This is a genomic window from Methylocystis echinoides (genome assembly GCF_040687965.1).
GTDB lineage: Bacteria > Pseudomonadota > Alphaproteobacteria > Rhizobiales > Beijerinckiaceae > Methylocystis > Methylocystis echinoides_A.
This window is the reverse complement of record NZ_CP156084.1, coordinates 1,513,479-1,533,354: the sequence shown is the minus strand read 5'-3', so window position 1 is coordinate 1,533,354 and position 19,876 is coordinate 1,513,479. Positions and strand designations below refer to the sequence as shown.

Here is a 19,876-nt window from a genome sequence, read left to right as displayed (position 1 = left end):
CCTGTTCGTCAACAGTCCGGGCGCTCGGTCGAACCGAGCGCCCTTCTTCTTGTTTACTCCGGCAGCGCAAACACGCTGAGCACGCCGCCGAGCGCGGTGTAATTGGCGAGCGAGGCGTAATTGCCGACCGCGCCGAGGCCCTCGTTGGACTTGGAGAGACCGGCCGCCAGGCCGATGCCCGCCCAGCCGCCGACGCCCGACAGCACCGCCACATACTGCTTGCCGCCCGCCTCATAGGTGATGACGTTGCCGATGATGCCCGACGGCGTCTTGTACTTGTAGAGCTCCTTGCCGGTCTTGGTGTCGACCGCCTTCAGATAGCCTTCGAGCGTCCCGTAGAAGGTCACGCCGCCGTCCGTCGACGTCGCCCCGCCCCAAACCGAGAACTGCTCCTTGTTCGACCACACGATCTTGCCGACCTTCGCGTCCCAGGCGATGAAATTGCCGGTGTGGTTCGTCCCGTCGCCGAGAACCCGCCCCGCCGGGAACATCTCCAGCGTCGCGCCGACGTAAGGCTGACCCGCCGTATAGCTCACGCGGAACGGCTCATAGTCCATGCAGACGTGGTTCGTCGGCACCAGGAACAGACCCGTCGCCGCGTCGTAGGACGCCGGCTGCTGGTCCTTCGACCCCAACGCCGCCGGGCAGACGTTCTGCGTGTTGGTGTCTTCGCCATTGTGCTGCGTCGAATATTTGTCGACGACCAGCGGACGCCCATAGGTCGGCGACGCCTTATCCATGTCGACCTTCGTCGCCCAGTTCACCGCCGGATCGTATTTCTCGGCGACCAGCAGATCGCCGTTGGTGCGGTCGAGCGTATAGCCGAAGCCGTTGCGGTCGAAGTGAACCAGCGTCTTGACCGTCTTGCCGCCGATCGGCTGGTCGGCCAGCACCATCTCGTTGATGCCGTCATAGTCCCACTCGTCGTGGGGCGTCATCTGGTAGAGCCACTTCACCTTGCCGGTGTCGAGGTCGCGCGCCCAGATCGTCATCGACCAGCGATTGTCGCCCGGGCGCTGCACCGGGTTCCACGTCGAGGGGTTGCCCGAGCCGTAATAAACGAGGTTCAGCTCAGGATCGTAGGAATACCAGCCCCAGGTGGTGCCGCCGCCCGTCTGCCACTGGTCGCCCTGCCAGGTCGAAATGCCCGAATCCTTGCCCACGACCTTGCCGAGATGGGTGGTCTTGTCGGGGTCGATCAGCGTGTCGGCGTCCGGGCCCATGGAGTAGCCGCGCCACGCCTGCTTGCCGTCCTTCACCGAATAGGCGGTGATATGGCCGCGCACGCCGAACTCGCCGCCGGCGATGCCGACGAAGACCTTGTCCTTGAACACATGCGGAGCGGCGGTCGAGGTCTGGCCCTTGGACGGATCGCCGTTCTTCACCGACCAGACGAGCTTGCCGGTCTTGGCGTCGAGCGCGACGAGCGTCGTGTCGGCCTGGGCGAGGAAGATCTTGCCGTCGCCATAGGCGAGGCCGCGGTTAACCGTGTCGCAGCACATCACCGGCACGACCGACGGATCCTGCTTGGGCTCATATTTCCAGAGGATCTTGTGGTCGGGATCCTTCAAATCGAGCGCATAAACGATGTTGGGGAACGGCGTATGCAGATACATCACGTCGCCCACGACCAGCGGCGCGCCCTCGTGGCCGCGCAGAACGCCCGTCGAAAACTGCCAGGCGAGCTGCAGCTTCGCCACATTGTCGGCGGTGATCTGCTTCAACGCCGAGTGGCGGACGTTGGCGTAGTCGCCCGTCGGCGACACCCACTGCTTGGGGTCCTTCTGCAAAGCGAGAAGCTCGTCGGAAGAGTCAGCCGGAGCGGCGGGCGCGGCCGGCGCAGCCGTCTGCGGCGCAGGGGCGGCGGAGGCGACAGGTTCGGCTGCGGGCGCGGACCCGGCTGACGCGTTCTGCGACGCGGGCGCGTGAGGCTCTGAGACGCTCGCGGTTTCATGCGCCGGGGACGCTTTCTCGCTCTGCTGGGAATTGCCGAGGTAATAGGCGCCGGCGCCCACGAGCCAGATGAGCGCCGTGGTGGCCAGAAGGTTCCTTGTGTCGGTTTTCATTTTCTTCTCCTTGGTCTCCCTTTCGATGTGGCCGCGCTTCGCCTGCGCCGCCACGAGCCAGCGGTCGAAAGCGTCTTTCCCTTCAGGGGTCTGCGTCAAAAGCCGCACGCTCGTGCGCTTGACGTCCGAGGCCTCGAGCTCCGCCTCGAAGGCGTCGAGCGAGAGCTCGGAAGGGACCATCCCATATTCCTCGCGCTTCCGGACGGCGCCGAGGTCGCGTTCGACAATGGTTTCGAGCACCCAGTAACCGCTTTCGACGCGCGGCTCTATGGTTAAGGTTGCGGTCGACGTCACGAGGTCGACGTTCGTCTTGTCCGTAACGCCATAGGCGGCGGCGTCGAACTCTTCCTGGATGAGATATTCCTTTTGCCCGCCAATGTTGAGTTCGGGCGCGCCCCAGGCCGCTTGTATTTCGGTCCGCAAGAGTTTCACGACCTCGGCAGGGGTCAAATTCAGAACAAAAACGCTCATTCGGCACTCTCTCGTTTGCACCGCCTCGGCTCAAAGAATATGGAATGGAGAGGAATGCAAGCGGGCGCTTTTGTCCCAGCGGGGCAATGGCTCGAACTCGGCTATTTTTTACCCCCTCCATGGCCCGAATGGACGACGCCGCGCCTTTCTCGATTCCACGCTTCCGCGAGCGCGCGCCCTGGCTCGGGCCCGATCTGCAGACGATCCGGAACATGCTGGCGCCGAGGCCGGCCAATCCCCCGGGCGCGGAGCGCCTGTTATTGCCCGTCTCGGAGGGCGACCGTCTGGCGGCGCGTCTCGACCGACCGGCGGGCGCGCAGGAACGGCCGCTCATCGTTCTCGTGCATGGCCTGACCGGCTCCGAGGCGAGCGTCAATGTGATTGCGACGGCGCGGCGGCTCGTCGACGACGGCTGGCCTGTGCTTCGGCTCAATCTGCGCGGATCGGGGCCGTCGCGCCCGACGTCGACGGGCCGCTACCATGCCGGACGCACGGAAGACCTCGCCGCCGCGCTGCGCGCGCTTCCGGCCGATCTGCTGCGGCGGGGCGTGATCCTGCTCGGCCATTCGCTCGGCGGCAATCTCATTCTCAAATTCATGGGCGAGGGCGTCGGCGATTTGCCCATCCTGGGCGCCGCCGTCGTATCGACCCCGCTCGATCTGGCGGCGACCTGCGCGCGCATGATGGCGCCGCGCAACATCGTCTACCACCGCTACCTGCTCACGGCGATGAAGCGCGAGGCGCTCGCGCCCGGCGCGGCGTTGACCACGGCCCAGCGCGCCGCCGTGGCTGGCGCGCGCACAGTTTTCGAATTCGACGATCGCTTCGTTGCGCCGCTCTTCGGCTATCGCGGCGCAGAAGCCTATTACGAAACCAACTCAGCCGGCGCCTTCCTCGCCGGCATAGGGCTTCCCACGCTGATCGTTCACGCCCTGGACGATCCCTGGATTCCACAGGCATGTTATGACGCAATCGACTGGGCGCGCCTGCCGGCCATCGAAACTGCGCTTTCGCCACACGGCGGGCATTTGGGATTTCACGGCGCCGGCAACCCCGTTCCGTGGCACGACCGCGTGGTCGCGGGTTGGCTGCGCGCCAAATTCGGGATGAGACGGCCGTGACCCAAGAGATCGAGACAAAACGAGTCGCGCTGATTACGGGCGCCTCAAAAGGGATTGGCCGACTCTGCGCCGAAAGGCTCGCCGCGGAAGGCTGGCGGGTTTTCGGCGCGGCGCGCACCCATGCGACAATCGAGAACGTCGAGAGTTTGGAGATGGACGTCGACGACGACGCCTCAGTCGCAGCAGGGGTCGCGCAGGTTCTCGAGAAGGCTGGAAGGCTCGACGCATTGATCAACAACGCCGGGTTTTCGCAGCGGGGCGCGGTCGAAGACGTCTCCATGGCGGAGGCGAAGGCCATTCTTGAAACCAATTTCTTCGGGGCCCTGCGGTTGTGCCGGGCGGCGGCGCCGGCGTTGCGGGAAAGCCGCGGCGTCATCGTCAATATGAGTTCGCTCGCCGGACAGATCGGCCTGCCGTTCACCGCGCATTACTGCGCGAGCAAGGCGGCGCTGGAGGCGTTGAGCGAAAGCCTTCGTTTCGAGTTGCGGCCCTTCGGCGTGCGGGTCGTCATTGTCGAGCCCGGAGACTTCAAGACCGACATTCATACGGCGCGGCGCGTGTCGCAGGCGACGCGCGAGGGCGTCTATGGAAAGGCCTTCGATCTGTTCCTGCGCAAGCGGCGCGCCTTCGAAGCGAAGGCGTCGACAGCGGAGCCGGTCGCTGAACTCGTCGCGCGGATTCTAAACGTGCCCGAGCCCGCCTTGCGTTATGTCGTCGCCATGCCGAGCCAGCGGCTCCTGCTCGTGATGAAGCGCGTCTCCCCGCAGTTTTTCTACGAATGGATCATGAGGAAAATTTTATGTCAGTGACGAGCCGCGCGCGGCCCGCGCGCATCGTCGATCTCTCCAAGGAGATCGCCTATAATTGCAACGATCCGTTTTTCATGCGGGTCAAGATCAAACATCACAAACATTGGAAAGCGCGCTGGCTCGTGCGCGCGCTCGGGCTTCCGTTCAGACTTTTTCCCAAAAGCTTCGCCGGCTGGGCCGACGACACGATCACGCAGATGGGCGTTCATTCGACGACCCACATCGACGCGCCCTGGCATTACGGCCCCGAGCTTCTCGACGGCGGCGCGGCGGCGGCGATCGATCAAATGCCGCTTAACCTCTGTTTCGGCCCCGGCGTCAAATTCGACATGCGGCACAAGGCCGACGGCGAAGAGATTACCGCCGACGACATGGCGGCGAGTCTGCAGGAAAGCGGCGCGACGCTCGAACCGGGCGTCATCGCCTTGATTCAAACCGGCCGCGACGCCTTTCAGGGCTCGAAGGACTATTGGAAGAAAGGCGCCGGCATGAGCGCGCCGGCGACAGAATGGCTGATCGACCGAGGCGTCACCGTCATGGGCATCGATCAATGGGGATGGGACCTGCCCTTTCATCACCAGATCCGCAAATCGAAAGAGGCGAACGATTCCTCGATCTTCTGGCAGGGGCATCTCGTCGGCCGGCGCAAGCCCTATTGGCAGATGGAGCAATTGCGCGGTCTCGATCAGCTTCCGAGCCACGGCTTTGACGTCGCCGTCTTCCCGCTGCGCCTCAAGGGCGCCTCCGCCGCGCCCGCGCGCGTCGTGGGATTTCTCTATTGATGGGCCGGATTTGGCGCGGCCGTCGCGTCGGGCCGCACCCCTCTCCTCATTACTGGAGAAGGTCGGGACCTCGTTTGCTCGTCTTGGTCGCTGCGCGTTCGCCCGCTCTTTCCAAGAGGCCATCGGACATCAACCTGTCGGCCAGCGCACCCATGGCCACCAGATTTCCTTCGTGGTTCAAGTGCCAATCCCGGCTGGAAACAAGTGTCGGCTTATCCGCCGATATATTGACGCGCAGGACCACATCCCGAAATGCGTCGTCCTTGAAATCGAACGCCATATCCGAAAAATCAGTTTTGTACAGGTCGCCGGACGTCGCGTCTCTCACGCAACTCACGCGCTTGAGCGCCTTATCCAGCTCGCCATCGAAGGTGTTCAGCACTTTGAACTGCGCGCCGCTTCGTTTTGCGACGTCCCTGGCTTTTTGAATCAAGCGGTGCGTGATGTCGATTTGATACAATTCACGTGCGCCGAGAGGTCTGATGAAACGAGAGAAGTGGCTGCGGCCATTCGCGACGTCTTCTCCGGTGACAGCGGTGATTTGAGGATAGGAAGAATCCACGATGTCCAGCTGACCGACTTCGGTCGCCGGACACGAGGACGCCGAGGTCGGCGCAAGAGACGACCGAGGCGTATGGTTGAGCCAATCGTCCAAGTAAAGCTGCTCTATTGTGCCTCCTTGGCCAAAATGAAGGCGCGCCGACAGCGCCTCCAGGAGCAGCCACAACTTCGAACGAAACGAAGGGGTCTCGATATCGCCCGTGCGCAGGTCGAAAGTCGGTTTGATCCGCCCCGCGACCTTCGTCACGCTTCTGTCTATGTTCCCGTTCTCCCAATAGTCGTTTATGGGCGTCAGCCACATCAATACGAGATCGGCCCGGAACTCTGCGAGATATGCGCTCAGAGCCAGGACTTCCTGATCCTGTCCCCATCCCGCGGAAGCAACGCTGAATACCTTGATGTCATCGCGTCGATGCTTGGTCTTCAAGATATCCTCGAGAACTCTCTCGGGCATTCTCTCTTTCGGTTGGAAGCCCGCCTCGACGTAAGAATCCCCCACCAGCACGACAACGAAATCGTCCTTGGCGTAATTAATAGGGCGCCCCCGCAAACCTAATTGGTTAACGTCGCTCTTACTGGCGTAAAGGTCTGACTTATACGGGCTCGTCTCCCATTTCCATCCAACGGTCGGGGCGGGTGGAAGGTTCAAGACATGTAATGCGATCTCGCACAGCCCGGCGGAGACGATGAGGATTGCGAAAACCTCTATCGAAACGAAGATTCTCCTACGATACGCGCTCATCGACATGGGCTTTTTCCAAAATGGGCTCACGAAGGGGCAATGTCTCGACGAAAGCGCTCGGCCAAGAATACGGTTAAGGTTTAGTCGTCGCCCCGTCAACGCCAACGGCGCCGAGCTGCTGGGCTCAACGGCGCCGTCGTGCATTTTCAGTGATTGGCGCGCTCGGGCGGAAACCTAAAAAATTGCTCGGAGCGGTTCATCATTGCGCCGTCCAGCCGCCATCCATCGGTAAAATGGCGCCGGTGATGGCGCGGGCTTCCTCGGAGGCGAGGAAGACGGCGAAGGCGGCGACCTCTCGAGGCGTCACGAAGCGGCGCGTCGGCTGCGCGGCGAGCAGCACCTTGTCGATGACTTCCTCGCGCGTCATGCCGCGCGCCGCCATCGTCGCCGGAATCTGGCGTTCGACGAGTTCCGTCCAGACATAGCCCGGCGCGATGGCGTTGACGGTGATCCCGTGGCTGGCGACTTCCAGCGCCGCGGTCTTGGCGAGGCCGGCGAGGCCATGTTTGGCGGCGACATAGGCGCTCTTATAGGGCGAAGCGATCGAGGCGTGCGCAGACGCGATCAAAATGACGCGTCCCCATTGCCGCGCCTTCATTCCCGGCAAGGCCGCCCGCAAGGCGTAAAAAGCGGATGAGAGATTGGTGTCGAGCACCCGCCGCCATTCTTGCAGCGGGAAGTCTTCTATCGGCGCCACATGCTGCACGCCGGCGTTGGCCACGAGAATGTCGACGACGCCAAACTTCTCGCGCGCCGCCGCAACCATGGCGTCGACCTCTTCAGGGTCGGAGACGTCGGCGCGCCAGGCGAGCGCCTCCACCCCAAACTCCTTTGCGATTTCAGATGCAGCGGCCGAGACGCGAGCGGAATCGCCGGCGCCATTGACGACGACATTGGCGCCTTTGGCCGCGAAGGCGCGGGCGATCTCGAAGCCGATGCCGCGCGTCGACCCGGTGACCAGCGCCGTCTTGCCCGTAAACATCAGGCCCTCCTTCTCCCGTCGCGCCGTTTTTTGCGATCCATAAGAGAATAAGACGCTGGCGACGTTCGGCGAGTTCAGCGGCGCCGCATTCGCTCGGCGCGGCGGATCTGCACGTAAAGCGCGCCCTCGCCGCCGTGATGGCGCGCCGCTTCGCCAAAGCCGACGACGACGTCGCGCAAATGCGGGGCCTGCAGCCACATCGGCACGACCCGGCGCAACACGCCGCCCTCCTCGCGCGACAGGCCCTTGCCCGTCACGACGATGGCGACCTTGGCGCCGTCGGCCTGGGCGCGGCGCAGAAAGCCGGTGAGCGCGCGCTGCGCCTCGTCCTGGCGCATGCCGTGGAGGTCCAGCCGCGCGTCGACGTCGAGGCGCCCGCGCTTGATTTTTACCCGGGTGCGATGGTCGATCTCGACGAGCGGCGCCGGGGGCCTGGGGGCGGGCGGGCGGTCGAGATGGGCGACGGGCGCGGGCTTTTGACCGGCCTCGCGCAGCGATTCCGCAACGACAGGCGCGGGCGGCGCTTCGTTTTGCGCGGGAGACCTGGCGTGAAAGGGGCGCACATTGGCCGTGACGATTGTCCACAACTCCGCCTCGGCATGGGTCAGGCGGCGCATGTAGCGCGGCTTGTCGCTCATGGCGCCGGCGCCTCGCGCGGGAGCAGGACGACGACATCCGCGTCGTGACGCACGCGGCCGGCGAGCGCGCCCGCGCGGTCGCCGGCGCCGAAAAACAAATCGGCGCGCGCCGCGCCCAAAATCGCCGATCCCGTGTCCTGCACGATCATCAGCCGCTGAAATCCCGTCTCCGCTTCGCCTTCCCACGGGATCCGCGCGCTGATCCAAAAGGGGAGGCCATAGCTCCAGAGCGACCGGTCCACGGCGATCGAGCGCAGCGGCGTCAAGGGAACGCCTTCGCCCCCGATCGGCCCGAGGCGCCGGTCGTCTGAGTCGTCGAGGCGGAAGAATACATAAGATCGATTTTCCTGCATCAGCCTTCGCCCTGGCTGATCGCGCCCGACCCCCATCTCCCGCAATGTCGCCTTCAGCCGCTCGAGCGACATCTCCGCCGCCGGCGCCAACCCCCGCTCGATGATGAGCCGGCCGACTGACGTGTAAGGCCAGCCGTTGCGCCCGTCATAGGTGAGAGCGAGGCGGCGTCCGTCGGGGAGGCGCAGGCGCGCCGAGCCCTGCACCTGGATGAGAAAAAGCTCGACCGGATCTCGCACATAGGCGATCGGCGCCCCGCTTCGAGACGCCCGCGTCGCGCGCTCCACAGGATGAAGCCGCGCCATCGCTTCGTCCTCCTTCGCCTCCGCCTCCTCGATTTCGCGCCGCGTGGGGTAGGGCGCGAGCCTGCCGTCCGGCAATCGGCGCCCGCTCGTCAGCGTCTCGCCCGTCGGCGCGACAAGCGGCGCCGCGTTGAGCGTGACGAGGTCGGGCGGACGGGAGAGCGCCGCTGTCTCAAAGCCCGGCTCGGGCGCGAGCCGCGCGTCGACCTCCGGCTCGTAATAGGCCGTGACGAAGCCTTTGTGGGGGAGACGGAAGGGCGTAAACCAGCGCGAAAAAAATTCCGAGCCCGGGACTGGATCGGTCAGCGCGGCGCGCGCGGCGGCGATCAGCGCGGGCGAGGGAGCGCAGGCCGGTCGTTGCGCGTCTTCGCCGCCCAGAAGCCGGGCGGCGGAACGCCGGAAGACGGACAGGGCGGCGTCGAGATCATCCGCCCCGGCGCCGGGGATCGCCGCGAAGGAGAGAGGCGCGAAATCCCCCGGCGCGCGCAAGGGATCAGACGGCGCGGGTGGCGACGAGCTTCCAGTTCGGGTCCGAGGCGCGCGGATTGCGCGCGAAGGTCCACAGCTCCTCGACCGGCACGGTATTGCCGCCGTCGATCGTCTCGCCCGCCTTGTCCTTGCGGATGGTCATCAGGCGCACGGCGAAGCGCACGGTGATCTCGTTCAAGCGCGGCGCGGCGCGGGCGGCGTCGACGAGGGCCGAGTCGATGGCGACAATGGCCGTCTCCATGGTTTCGCCGGCCTGTTCGCGGCGGGCGATCTCGCCGGCGAAACCGTCGAAGACGTCCTTGGAGAGAAGCGGCCGCAGCGTGTCGCGGTCGCCCTTGGCGAAGGCCGTCACGATGATTTCGTAAGCGCGACGGGCGCCGTCGAGAAAGGCGCGGCCGTCGAAACGGGGGTCGGCCGCGGCGATGGCGTCGAGGCCGGGGGCCGCGTCCTCCTTTTCGGCGACGCCCCTCCAGTGGTCGTCGGGGCGCAGGGCCGGCATATCCTCGGCCGGCGGCGCGCCGGGCAACGGGGCCGGTCCCAGCGAAGCGCGCCGCGGCTCGAACCGGGCGGGCGGAGCCTGCTCGCGGTCGACGCGCACGCCGAGCACGGAGCGCAGCTTCCAGACGACGAAGATGGCGAGCGCCGCGAAGACGATCAGCGACGGGTCGAAGGGTTCGCCGGAGGGCGACATTGATCTCTCCCAGATCGAGCTTTTCTCGGCTACCATGTCGCGGCTCGCGTGTCACGAATCAAGGGCCGCGCGGATCGCCGCAGGCATTACGCCGCAAGGCGTTCTTGCGAGCCCGCGGGAGAGCCTTCCAGCCGTGAACGACAGGACCAAGCTCATCGGCCTGGCGCTGGGCCTTTGGCTCGCGCTTGAAATTCTCGCCTTCGCGTTCGTACTGCGGGCGGTGGGGCTTCTCGCCACGATTGCGCTCGGTCTCGGCACGACCGCGCTCGGCCTCTCCGACGTGAGGCGCCTGCTGACGGTCTGGCGCGAGCGCGGGCGGCTGCGCGCAGACGGCGCCATGCTCGACGGCGTCCTGCAGGCGCTCGCCTCGCTCCTGTTGATCCTGCCAGGCTTCGCCTCGGACATCGCCGGCCTGGCGCTGAAATCGCCTTCCTTCCGCGCCGGCCTGCTGGCCCGCTTCCGCAGCCGTGGCGGCGACGCCCGCGCCGCCGGACCGCAGACGATCGACCTCGCCCCGCACGAGTGGAAACATCTCACGGCGAGCGGCCGGCCCAAACGCAAGCGCCGCAAGAAGGACGGGCTCTCGGCGCCCTCGCCGTGAGCGCCGCAGCCTTGTTCGCGAGAGGCAGACGTGTTAGGCGGGCGCGGCTTTTTTTCTTGTCAGCGCAAGGCTGGAGATCCCTCAGATGACCGACACAAATGGAAATGGCGCCAACGCTGCGGCGGGGGGCGCGCCGGCCCTCAATGCGCTCGTGCAATATCTGAAGGATTTTTCGTTCGAGAACCCCAATGCGCCGAACTCGCTCGGGCCGCAGCAGAAGGCGCCTGACATTTCCATTCAGGTCAACGTCAACGCCAAACAGCTCGCGCCCACCGATTTCGAAGTGTCGCTGACGCTCGACGCCAAGGCCGGCGACGGTCCCAACGTGCTGTTCAAGCTCGACCTCGAATATGGCGGCGTGTTCCGCCTCATTAATATCCCCCAGGAGCAGGTCCATCCGATCGTGATGATCGAATGCCCGCGCCTGCTTTTCCCCTTCGTGCGCCAGATCGTGGCGGAGGCGACGCGCAACGGCGGCTTCCCCCCGCTCTACATCGACCCCATCGATTTCGTCGCGCTCTATCAGCAAAAGGCCGCCGAAGCCGCCGGTCAGCAGGGAACGGCGAACGCTTAAGTTCGCGGAGCGAACGGAGACTCAAGCGGCGGAGGGCGGTTGCTCTCCGCTTTCTTCAATCTGCGGCAGATATTTGTCCCAGAGGGCGGCCTTCCCGAGCGTGGACAGGAAGGCGCGATGCGCCTCGTCCTCGAGCGCGGTCAGACGGCCTCGAAGCGGGGCCGGCCGCGCGCGCAACAGATCATTTCCGATTTGCGCGCGACGCGCGACGCCGACGGTTGCAAGCGACAGCGCCGCCTGCCGTCCGCCGCGCAACTCGGCATAGACCTCCGCCAGGAGCCCGGCGTCGAGCAAAGCGCCATGCTTGTCGCGCCGCGATAGATCGACGCCGTAACGCTGGCAGAGCGCGTCGAGCGACGCCGGACTGCCGGGGTGAAGCCGCCGCGCCATGGCGAGCGTGTCGATAATGCGGGCGGGCGACAACGCCGGCAATTTCTGCAAAGCGAATTCGGCGTTGAGGAAGCGCACGTCGAATTCGGCGTTGTGGGCGACGAGCGGACTGTCCTCGATGAAATCGACGAATTCCGCCACGATCTCGCGAAACTTCCGGTGCTGCAGCAGGAATTCACGCGAGAGGCCGTGAACGCGAAAGGCCTCCTCCGGCATGTCGCGCTCGGGGTCGATATAAGCGTGGAAGATGCGGCCGGTCGGGATGAGATTGGAAATCTCGACCGCGCCGATCTCGACGACGCGGTGGCCCTGCGCCGGATCGAGGCCGGTGGTTTCGGTATCGAAGACAATTTCGCGCATTCAAGCTCTCGCCGCCAATGTCCGCAGAAGTTCCTGCACCTGGGCGCGGGCCGCGTCGAGTCCCTGGTCCGTGCGCACCACGAAATCGGCGCGCGCGCGCTTTTCCGAATCGGGAACCTGCTTTTCGAGGATGGCTGCGAATTTTTCCGCCGTCATGCCGGGTCGCGCCAGAACGCGGGCTTTTTGCACATCTTCCGGCGCCGAGACGACGACAATGACGTCGACGCTCTTTTCGGCGCCCGTCTCGAAGAGCAGCGGCACGTCATAGACGACGAGGCGCGCGCCCTTCGCTTCCTGCTCCGTCAAGAACGCATCGCGGGCGGCCCAGACGAGCGGATGCACAATGTCTTCGAGCCGCTTCAAGGCGTCCGGATCGCCGAGGACCCGTTCGGCAAGCCGCCCGCGGTCGACCACGCCGTCGACGACGACGCCTGGAAAGGCCGCTTCGATCGGCGCCACGGCCGCGCCACGGTAAAGATCGTGGACGATCTGGTCAGAATCGAGCACTGGCGCGCCCGCGTCGCGAAACATCTGCGCCGTGGTCGATTTGCCCATGCCGATGGAGCCGGTGAGACCGATCTTCAGCACGAGATCACCCGACGAGCGCGCCGATGCGACGCAGAACGTCGAGAAGCGGCAACAACGGCAGGCCCATGATCGTCCAGTGATCGCCCGCAACCTCTTGAAAAAGATGCGCGCCCAGACCTTCGACCTGATAGGCGCCGGCCGTCGTCAGCGCCGTCTCTCCCATCGCCGCGAGATAGGCGTCGATGAAGGCGTCGCTCAAAGGCCGCATCTCGAGATCGGCGTGGGCCACCGTCTCATAGATCACCGCGCCATCGCGCGCGAGCGCGATGGCCGCGTGCAGCCGATGCCGGCGGCCGGAAAGAAAGCGCAAGAGCGCCGCCGCCTTCTCCATGCTTTCGGGCTTGCCGAAGAGCCGCTCGCCGCAGCTTGCCACCTGATCGGCGCCGAGCGTGAGACGCCCCGGCGCCTCGACCGAGACGGCAAGCGCCTTGGCGCGGGCGAGCGCCTGCGCGACCGAATCGGCGCCGACAGGACCGAGCGCCTGTTCGATCGCACGCTCGTCCACGTCAGCGGGCCATGATTCGAAGGGCAGGCCGGCCTGAGCCAGCACCTGCCGCCGGCCGGCGCTTTTCGAGGCGAGAATCAGCGGCGCGTCGGCGCGCCAGAGGGAGAAGGACGGGGCTTCGCTCACGAATGGCTCATCCACAGCCAGGGCTAAAAACTTTGGAAAGCGGGGACGGCGCGCTCGTCTCGACGGGGCGCTGTCGACAGCTGGGCATATCCACGACCGGCTTTCAACAGGCAAGCCGATCTCCAACGCGGCGCCGTGAATCGACGGCTCAAGACTCATAAACATTCAGAGCCCGGTTTTTCCCCAGCGAGCTCTAGAAGTAAGTAATTGAATAATAAATATTTTTATCGCTCTTCCCGATTCTCGGCGGGCGGGCGGGAGAGTCGTCCCGCCCGGCCGGCCCTGTGGAGAAAAGGTTAACAAAAATTAACCACTGCCGATCGTTGGTTAACAAAAAGTAAATCAATCCTTTTTTAAAGGATTTTAATTTTTTGGGCTTTCGGGCTACGTCACATTTGCAAGGACCTGAGCCGAGTGATGCGGGAGATGTGAGCTTTGACCGAGGAAAAACCCCTGATCGCGGCCCTGCGCGGCGTCGCGCAAGAGGTCCCGCCGCTGTGGCTCATGCGTCAGGCGGGACGCTATCTGCCGGAATATCGAGCGCTGCGGACGCAGGCGAAAAGCTTCCTCGATTTCTGCTACACGCCGGCCATGGCCGCCGAAGTGACGCTTCAGCCGATTCGGCGCTTCCACTTCGACGCGGCGATCCTCTTTTCCGACATTCTCGTCGTTCCCGACGCCATGGGGCAGACGGTCTCTTTCGAGACGGGCGAGGGGCCGCGGCTCGCGCCGATCGAGACGCCCGAGGGCGTCGCCCGTCTCGGCGCCTTCGAGGTGGAGAAACTCTCGCCCGTCTTCGAGACCATCGATCGGGTGAAGTCGCAGTTGCCCGGCGACGTCGCCTTCATCGGTTTCTGCGGCGCGCCCTGGACGGTTGCGAGCTACATGATCGCGGGCAAGGGCACGCCCGACCAGGCACCCGCCCGCCTCTTCGCTTTCCGGCACCACGAGGCGTTTCAGCAACTGATCGACCGGCTGGTCGAGGCCTCGGTCGACTATTTGACCCGCCAGGTCGACGCCGGCGTCGAAGTCGTGCAGATTTTCGACAGCTGGGCGGGCGTCCTCCCGGCCAATGAATTCGAGGCCTGGTGCGCCAGGCCCATCGCCCGCATGGTCGCGGCGCTGAAGGAGAAGCGCCCGGCGACGCCGGTCATCGCCTTCGTGCGCGGCGCGGACGCGCAGCTTCCGGGGCTGACCCGCCGGCTCGGCGCCGAGGGCTATGGGCTCGACACGGCGCTCGACGCCAGCTGGGCCGTCAGCGAAACCGCCTCGACCGTCTGCCTGCAGGGCAATCTCGATCCGCTGGCGCTGCTCGCCGGCGGTTCGGCGCTCGATCGCGAAATCGATACGATTCTCGACGCCTTCCACGGTCGTCCACATATTTTCAACCTCGGACATGGCATTTTGCCGCAAACGCCGATCGAGCATGTCGAGCGTCTCGTCGCCAAGGTGAGGCGCGGTTTCGGCAGGAGCTAGAATGTATCTCTGGATCAAGGCCTTGCATGTCGTCGCCATCATCAGCTGGATGGCGGGGCTGCTTTATTTGCCACGTCTGTTCGTCTATCACGCGGAGACGGCGTCCGGGCCGCAGTCCGAGACCTTCAAGATCATGGAGCGGCGGCTTTATCGCTACATCATGACCCCGGCGATGGTCGTCGCCTGGCTCACCGGAGCGTTCATGGCGGCGGACGCCGGCGCCTTCGCCCAGGGCTGGTTTCATGTGAAGGCCGGGCTTGTCCTGCTTCTCACCGGCGCCCATTTTTATGACGGCGCGCTGCTCCGGCGGTTCGCGAGCGACGCCAACCGTCACTCCTCGCGTTTCTTCCGCGCAATCAACGAGGTTCCGACCGTGCTCATGATCGGGATCGTCGTCATGGCGATCGTGAAGCCCTTCTGAGGGCGCTTGCGTCGCGCGGAAAAAACCTTTATGAGAATAATCCTCACCTCTGGCAGATAGTCGAGTCGTCGACCGCCGAAGCACTGTCTCGGCGTGCGGAACATTTATTCCCATCCCCCTGCCCTCTCTCCGAACGCTCGTCTCTTATCGAAGGCCCACATGCGGGAAATCAAACTTTCGGACTTGAAGGCAAAGTCCGCCGCCGAGCTTCTTGCTTTTGCCGAGGAGCATGAAGTCGAAAATGCGTCGCTGCTGCGCAAGCAGGAGCTGCTCTTCGCGATCTTGAAGCAATTCGCCAGCCGCGACGTCGAGATCGTCGGCGAGGGCGTCGTGGAGGTGCTGCAGGACGGCTTCGGCTTCCTGCGTTCGCCCGACGCGAACTATCTCGCGGGTCCGGACGACATCTACGTGTCGCCCTCGCAGATCCGCAAATTCGGACTGCGCACCGGCGACACGGTCGAGGGCATGATCCGCAGCCCGAAAGAGGGCGAGCGTTATTTCGCTCTTCTCAAGGTCAACACCATCAATTTCGAGGATCCCGAGAAGGTGCGCCACAAGGTGCCCTTCGACAATCTCACGCCGCTCTATCCCGACGAGCGCCTGAAGCTCGAAATCGACGATCCGACCAAGAAAGACCTGTCCGCGCGGGTCATCGACCTCGTCGCGCCGATCGGCAAGGGGCAGCGCGCGCTGGTCGTCGCGCCGCCGCGCACGGGCAAGACGGTGCTGCTGCAGAACGTCGCGCAGTCGATCACCACCAATCACCCGGAATGCTATCTGATCGTTTTGCTGATCGACGAGCGTCCCGAGGAAGTCACGGACATGCAGCGCAGCGTGCGCGGCGAAGTCATTTCCTCGACTTTCGACGAGCCGGCGGTGCGCCATGTGCAGGTCGCCGAAATGGTGATCGAAAAGGCCAAGCGCCTCGTCGAACATCGCCGCGACGTGGTGATCCTGCTCGATTCGATCACGCGTCTGGGCCGCGCCTACAACACCGTGGTGCCGTCATCCGGCAAGGTGCTGACCGGCGGCGTCGACGCCAACGCTCTGCAGCGCCCCAAGCGCTTCTTCGGCGCGGCGCGCAATATCGAGGAGGGCGGTTCGCTGACCATCATCGCCACCGCGCTGATCGACACCGGCTCGCGCATGGACGAAGTGATTTTCGAAGAGTTCAAGGGCACCGGCAACAGCGAAATCATTCTCGACCGCAAGGTCGCCGACAAGCGCGTCTTCCCGGCGCTCGACATCACGCGCTCCGGCACCCGCAAGGAAGACCTGCTCGTCGCGCCCGACATACTCAAGAAGATGTACGTCCTGCGCCGCATCCTCAATCCGATGGGCACGGTCGACGCCATCGAATTCCTGCTCGGAAAGCTCAGAGAAACCCCGAAGGGCAATCAGGCCTTCTTCGATTCGATGAACACCTAACGAGCCAAGCTGCGGCGCGCGCTGTCCTTCGGGCGCGCCGCAGTAGGTGACAAGCTGCGCTTTGGGGTTTGGGCTGAAGCGTCGCCGGGCGAGACCATGACGAAGGCGGTGTTCACCACGAAGAGCGCGTCGTCCTATGACGACCTCCCCGAGGTGCGTTATCATTTTCCAAAGACTTATTTGAATCAGGTGGAACGCGCAGTCGGCGACTGGATCGTCTATTACGAGCCGAGGCGATCCTCAAACGACCCAGCCAGCCGAGGCGGCGCGCAGGTTTATTTTGCAACGGCGCGTCTCGTCCGCGTCGCCCCCGATCCGACACGCGCGGATCATTTTTTCGCAGAGGTAGAGGATTATCTTCAATTCACGCGTCCGGTTCATTTCCGCGAAGGAAGCCACTTTTACGAGTCCGGTCTTGAGAAGCCGGACGGCTCGACGAACAAGGGCGCATTCGGGCGCGCGGTTCGAAATCTGAGCGACGCCGAGTACGATTTGATTTGGGCTGCCGGCTTTGGTCACATCATTGGGGCCGAACCGCGCCTTCGATTAGCGCCAGACATCCCCGAAGCGCCTTTGCAGCCGATTCCGGGCTTTTCCGAAGAAGGATCTAAATTTATCTACGACGAGCCCCTCGAACAGGATCGTCGGATCATCGAACAACTCACGTCGCGGCCGTTTAGAGACAGGGCATTTGCTGCTGCGGTGAAAGACGCTTACCTCGACACCTGCGCCATGTGCGGCGTTAAGATAATCAACGGCGGCGGTCGCTCCGAGGTTCAGGCCGCGCATATTAGACCGGTCGAGCACCGTGGGCCCGACAGTGTCCGCAACGGCATGGCGCTCTCGGGAACTTTCCATTGGATGTTCGACAGGGGTCTGATCTCAGTGGATGACGATTACAGGCTGCTCCTCGCGAAAGATCGGCTTCCGGATACGATTGACCGCTTCCTCGGCGGGAATGAGCGGCTGCTTGTCCCGAAGAGGCCCGATTTGCGCCCCCACCCGAAATTCTTGGCATGGCATCGAAGCAATGTCTTCAAAGGTTGATCCCTCCATCCCCAACGTCGGACGCTAGGCACGGAATGTTCGCCAATTTCGCCAATGTCTGGACCTTCGTCGCCCTTTCCGGGGATTTGAGACCCGGGACGCCGCTCCCGCTCCGGATCGCGGGCGAGCGCGTCGTTCTCTTCCGCGACCCCGCCGGCACGGCCGCCGCGCTCATCGACCGCTGCCCGCATAGGGGCGTGGCTTTGTCGCTCGGCCGGGTGGCGGGGGGCGAGATCGAGTGCCCCTTCCATGGCTGGCGGTTCGACGGGACGGGGCGCAATTGCGGCGTCCCCTGGAATCCGGACGCCAAGCTCGAAACCCTGAGCGCCATCGCCCTGCCCGTGCGCGAGATCGCCGGGCTCGTGTGGCTCCATACGGGCTTCGCGCCGCCGACCGAGCCTGACGTCTCGGAGAGTTTTACCGCCCCCAAGGTCGTGCTGTGCGCCCAGTCCGTCGTTTGGCGCGCTCATTGGACGCGGGTGATGGAAAATATGCTCGACATGCCGCATCTGCCCTATGTCCATCGCCGGACGATCGGCAAGGAGTTGAGCCGGCTCGTTGAGGGCGCGCGGATGGACATGCTCCTGCAGGAGCGCCCCTACGGGCTTCATATCTCCAATGAAATCAATGGCGAGACGCGTCCGGGGAGCCTCGACTACCGCTTTCCCAATGTCATGGAGCTCTGCATCGACCCGCCGGGGAAGCTGTTGCGTCTCATGGTGGCCTGCATCCCCGAAGACGACAGGACGACCCGGCTGCTGCTGCTCACTCTCCGGGATTTTGCCCGCTCGCCGCTGCTCCATCCAGTGTTCCGACTGATGAACGGCCGTATCGCCACCGAGGACCGGCGGATCGTCGAGTCGTCCCTGCCGGGCGAAGTCCCGCCGCCTGGCGAGGAAGCGTCCGTCCGCACCGACGCGCCCACCCTCGCCTTCCGCCGCATCTACCGGCAGCGGCTTCGCGGCAGTGAGGCGCATCCGCCTGCGCGGGTTTCTGCGGGCTAGCCATGGATACGGTTTTTTCCCTTGGCTCCGGGGCGGGTCGCGCGGCGATCGCCGTGATCCGACTCTCGGGACCGGCTGCCGGGACTGTTCTGGTGGAGTTCACTGGCGCACGGGGCGCCGCCCGTCAGGCCCGCTTCGTCACCCTGCGCGACCCGGAAAACGGCGAGGCGCTCGATCAGGGGCTGGCGCTGTTTTTCCCCGCGCCCCAGTCCCCGACAGGCGAGGACTATGCCGAGCTGCATATTCACGGCGGCCGGGCGGTGGTCGACGCCGTGCTCCAGGCGCTCTCGCGCCGTCCGGGCCTGCGTCCGGCTGAGCCCGGCGAATTCGCCCGACGCGGCTTCGCCAATGGCAAATTGGATCTCTCCCAGGCCGAGGCGCTGGCGGATCTCATCGACGCGGAGACCGAAGGGCAGCGGCGCCAGGCGTTGCGCATCGCCGGCGGGGCCTTGCGCCGGCAGGTGGAGGACTGGCGCGCGGCGCTCGTCGACGCTCTGGCGCTCGTCGAAGCCGAACTCGATTTCAGCGACGAGGCTGACGTGGGGAGTTTCGACCGCGACGGGCTCTGCCGGCGCCTCGCGCCGCTTTGCCGCGCGATGCAGGCGGCGCTCGCCGAGGCCCCGGCCTCCGAGCGGATGCGCGAGGGCTTCCTCGTCATGCTGCTGGGGCCGCCCAACGCCGGCAAATCCACGCTGCTCAACGCGCTCGCGCGTCGTGACCTCGCGATCGTCTCCCCGACCCCCGGCACGACCCGCGATATGATCGAGGCCCATCTCGATTTGAAGGGTCTCCCGGTTACCTTCATCGACACCGCGGGGCTGCGCGAAGCGGCGGATGAGATCGAACGGATCGGCGTGGACCGCGTGCTGCGGCGGGTCGAAACCGCCGATCTGCTATTGTGGCTGTCGCCCGGCGGCGAGACCGAGCCCGCGCATATCCCGGGGGGGACGCAGGTCTTGAAGATCGCCACCAAAGGCGATCTTTTTACCGCCCCCGGAGGTTGGCTCGGCATTTCAGCTTCGACCGGCGCCGGGCTGGAAGAGCTGTTTGCAGCCGTTGCGGCGCGGGCCGAGGCGAGACTGGGCGACGGCGGCGCCGCTCTGTTCATTCGTGAGCGGCACCGCGCCGCCGTGGCCTCGGCCCTTCTCGCGGTCGAAGCCGCCGAGGCGCGCGAAAAAGACTTGGAATTTGTGGCGGAGGATTTACGTTCCGCAGCGCGGGCGCTTGGGCGCATTGTCGGCGCCGTCGACGTCGAGCACGTGCTCGACGCGGTTTTCTCCCGCTTTTGCATTGGAAAGTAGCAGGCAGCCTGTTTCACGTGAAACAGGCAAGCTGGGGCCAGGAACTGTGC

General features: G+C 64.9%; 19 protein-coding genes and 1 pseudogene. 11 read left to right on the top strand and 9 right to left on the bottom strand.

Features of this window, described 5'->3' with window-relative positions:
• Positions 1-53: 53 nt before the first annotated feature.
• A pseudogene (locus RVU70_RS07450) lies at positions 54-1,808 on the bottom strand (methanol/ethanol family PQQ-dependent dehydrogenase); the annotation flags it as partial.
• Positions 1,809-2,623: 815 nt separating this feature from the next.
• Here RVU70_RS07450 and RVU70_RS07445 point away from each other — a divergent pair.
• From RVU70_RS07445 to RVU70_RS07435, 3 genes are read left to right on the top strand one after another with little or no spacing between them, the layout of a single operon-like run.
• A complete protein-coding gene (locus tag RVU70_RS07445) occupies positions 2,624-3,658 on the top strand; it encodes an alpha/beta fold hydrolase (RefSeq protein WP_363350521.1) in 1,035 nt (344 codons plus the stop codon).
• On the top strand, positions 3,655-4,467 hold the full coding sequence (locus RVU70_RS07440; RefSeq protein ID WP_363350519.1) for an SDR family oxidoreductase: 813 nt from the start codon (positions 3,655-3,657) through the stop codon (positions 4,465-4,467). Before RVU70_RS07445 ends, RVU70_RS07440 begins: the two co-directional genes overlap by 4 nt.
• Positions 4,458-5,249: a cyclase family protein gene (locus RVU70_RS07435; RefSeq protein WP_363350517.1), complete on the top strand. Its 792-nt coding sequence runs from the start codon at positions 4,458-4,460 to the stop codon at positions 5,247-5,249. The genes RVU70_RS07440 and RVU70_RS07435 overlap by 10 nt, the downstream gene beginning before the upstream one ends.
• 49 nt (positions 5,250-5,298) lie before the next feature.
• Here RVU70_RS07435 and RVU70_RS07430 read toward each other — a convergent pair whose 3' ends face one another.
• The 5 genes from RVU70_RS07430 to RVU70_RS07410 all read right to left on the bottom strand — a co-directional run bounded on the left by RVU70_RS07430 (position 5,299) and on the right by RVU70_RS07410 (position 10,005).
• The gene (locus RVU70_RS07430; protein ID WP_363350515.1) at positions 5,299-6,558 is read right to left on the bottom strand and encodes a hypothetical protein; all 1,260 of its coding nucleotides are present in this window, start codon (positions 6,556-6,558) and stop codon (positions 5,299-5,301) included.
• 193 nt (positions 6,559-6,751) lie between these two features.
• On the bottom strand, positions 6,752-7,534 hold the full coding sequence (locus tag RVU70_RS07425) for a 3-hydroxybutyrate dehydrogenase (RefSeq protein WP_363350513.1): 783 nt from the start codon (positions 7,532-7,534) through the stop codon (positions 6,752-6,754).
• A gap of 74 nt (positions 7,535-7,608) precedes the next feature.
• Positions 7,609-8,172, bottom strand: a complete 564-nt coding sequence (locus RVU70_RS07420; RefSeq protein WP_363350511.1) for a Smr/MutS family protein — start codon at positions 8,170-8,172, stop codon at positions 7,609-7,611.
• Positions 8,169-9,314 (bottom strand): MltA domain-containing protein, encoded by a 1,146-nt coding sequence (locus RVU70_RS07415; RefSeq protein WP_363350509.1) that lies wholly within the window; start codon positions 9,312-9,314, stop codon positions 8,169-8,171. Before RVU70_RS07415 ends, RVU70_RS07420 begins: the two co-directional genes overlap by 4 nt.
• Before the next feature lie 4 nt (positions 9,315-9,318).
• Positions 9,319-10,005: a Tim44/TimA family putative adaptor protein gene (locus RVU70_RS07410; protein WP_363350507.1), complete on the bottom strand. Its 687-nt coding sequence runs from the start codon at positions 10,003-10,005 to the stop codon at positions 9,319-9,321.
• Between the two features lie 133 nt (positions 10,006-10,138).
• Between RVU70_RS07410 and RVU70_RS07405 the strand changes: the two genes are divergently transcribed.
• Positions 10,139-10,606: an FxsA family protein gene (locus RVU70_RS07405; protein ID WP_363350505.1), complete on the top strand. Its 468-nt coding sequence runs from the start codon at positions 10,139-10,141 to the stop codon at positions 10,604-10,606.
• Positions 10,607-10,691: 85 nt separating this feature from the next.
• Positions 10,692-11,180, top strand: coding sequence for a protein-export chaperone SecB (secB, locus tag RVU70_RS07400; RefSeq protein WP_363350503.1), 489 nt, complete (start codon positions 10,692-10,694; stop codon positions 11,178-11,180).
• A 21-nt stretch (positions 11,181-11,201) separates the two neighbouring features.
• Here secB and dnaQ read toward each other — a convergent pair whose 3' ends face one another.
• Genes dnaQ through RVU70_RS07385 form a run of 3 tightly spaced genes read right to left on the bottom strand, consistent with a single transcriptional unit; the run spans position 11,202 to position 13,149 of the window.
• The gene (dnaQ, locus tag RVU70_RS07395) at positions 11,202-11,930 is read right to left on the bottom strand and encodes a DNA polymerase III subunit epsilon (RefSeq protein WP_363350501.1); all 729 of its coding nucleotides are present in this window, start codon (positions 11,928-11,930) and stop codon (positions 11,202-11,204) included.
• On the bottom strand, positions 11,931-12,518 hold the full coding sequence (gene coaE, locus RVU70_RS07390) for a dephospho-CoA kinase (RefSeq protein WP_363350499.1): 588 nt from the start codon (positions 12,516-12,518) through the stop codon (positions 11,931-11,933). It abuts the gene before it with no gap.
• Between the two features lie 4 nt (positions 12,519-12,522).
• A complete protein-coding gene (locus tag RVU70_RS07385; RefSeq protein ID WP_363350497.1) occupies positions 12,523-13,149 on the bottom strand; it encodes a Maf family protein in 627 nt (208 codons plus the stop codon).
• Positions 13,150-13,584: 435 nt separating this feature from the next.
• Here RVU70_RS07385 and hemE point away from each other — a divergent pair, with 435 nt between their 5' ends.
• From hemE to mnmE, 6 genes are all read left to right on the top strand, one after another.
• The gene (gene hemE / locus RVU70_RS07380) at positions 13,585-14,625 is read left to right on the top strand and encodes a uroporphyrinogen decarboxylase (protein WP_363350495.1); all 1,041 of its coding nucleotides are present in this window, start codon (positions 13,585-13,587) and stop codon (positions 14,623-14,625) included.
• 1 nt (position 14,626) lies between these two features.
• Positions 14,627-15,046, top strand: a complete 420-nt coding sequence (hemJ, locus tag RVU70_RS07375) for a protoporphyrinogen oxidase HemJ (RefSeq protein ID WP_363350493.1) — start codon at positions 14,627-14,629, stop codon at positions 15,044-15,046.
• Between the two features lie 159 nt (positions 15,047-15,205).
• On the top strand, positions 15,206-16,474 hold the full coding sequence (gene rho, locus RVU70_RS07370; protein ID WP_363350491.1) for a transcription termination factor Rho: 1,269 nt from the start codon (positions 15,206-15,208) through the stop codon (positions 16,472-16,474).
• Between the two features lie 96 nt (positions 16,475-16,570).
• Positions 16,571-17,521, top strand: a complete 951-nt coding sequence (locus RVU70_RS07365; protein ID WP_363350490.1) for an HNH endonuclease — start codon at positions 16,571-16,573, stop codon at positions 17,519-17,521.
• A gap of 35 nt (positions 17,522-17,556) precedes the next feature.
• Positions 17,557-18,525, top strand: coding sequence for an aromatic ring-hydroxylating dioxygenase subunit alpha (locus tag RVU70_RS07360; protein ID WP_363350488.1), 969 nt, complete (start codon positions 17,557-17,559; stop codon positions 18,523-18,525).
• Between the two features lie 2 nt (positions 18,526-18,527).
• Positions 18,528-19,826 carry a tRNA uridine-5-carboxymethylaminomethyl(34) synthesis GTPase MnmE gene (gene mnmE, locus RVU70_RS07355; protein WP_363350486.1) on the top strand — a complete coding sequence of 433 codons (1,299 nt, stop codon included), beginning with the start codon at positions 18,528-18,530 and terminating at the stop codon, positions 19,824-19,826.
• The last annotated feature ends 50 nt before the right edge of the window (positions 19,827-19,876 follow it).